1 protein-coding gene is annotated in these 712 nt (G+C 62.2%); it reads right to left on the reverse strand.

Going from position 1 to position 712, the window contains the following annotated elements:
• Positions 1 to 313 precede the first annotated feature (313 nt).
• Positions 314 to 586, reverse strand: coding sequence for a hypothetical protein (locus LS48_RS14730; RefSeq protein ID WP_062623216.1), 273 nt, complete (start codon positions 584 to 586; stop codon positions 314 to 316).
• Between the last annotated feature and the right edge of the window lie 126 nt (positions 587 to 712).

Genomic DNA, 712 nt, shown 5'->3' on the forward strand with positions numbered 1-712 from the left:
GATTATGTCCGGTCTTCGTGCAGCTTTTGGGGTTCAGGAGGGTAAGGACGCGCCGCGCCCTCGGAAACCGGCGAAGGCTGGGACTGGCTGAAGCTTCTAGAGGATTGGGCCGCCGCTGGCGGATCGGCAGGGGATTTCTGGTCGCAGACCCCTCAAACGATTCGGGCGGTGATCGCGGGGCATGTCAAACGCCAGCGGTTCGACCTAACCCTTGCTTGGCACAATGCGGCATTCGGCCGCGTCGAAAAGATGCCCACGCTTGCCAGCGTGCTTGGCGACGATGCTGAACCGCAAGCCGACGACGATATGACCTTCAATCTCGCAGCTTTCGCCGCCTCTTCTCAGGTCGGCGTGGAGTAAGGCGCTCCACGATCGCCCCTCCCGCCAGCGAAACAGCTGCTGCGATCAGCGAACCGATGCCGAGCACGAAATGATCGAGCTGCCATATCAGCAGCTGGGCGTTCGCTACCGGCTCAGGCGTGATGACCGTCGTTTCCATCTGGAAACCTACGACGAGCAGGCTGACCCCAGCCAGCAGGAACATGCACGCCAGGGCATAGAGCAGCTTCGACATGGCGGCACCCATAGCAGGCCTTTCAACACATCAGGAGGCGCCCATGGCCGGAGGCTCTGTCATCGGCGCGCTGCGTGTCAAGCTCGGCATGGACACGGCGAATTTCGAAACTGCCGCGCAACGCGCACCGAAGACCGC

This window comes from Aequorivita aquimaris (genome assembly GCF_001573155.1).
GTDB classification, from domain to species: domain Bacteria; phylum Bacteroidota; class Bacteroidia; order Flavobacteriales; family Flavobacteriaceae; genus Aequorivita; species Aequorivita aquimaris.

Bases quoted from the DNA above. Each gene is read 5' to 3' on its own strand.
- LS48_RS14730 (WP_062623216.1), bottom strand. From the start codon at position 586: ATGGGTGCCGCCATGTCGAAGCTGCTCTATGCCCTGGCGTGCATGTTC.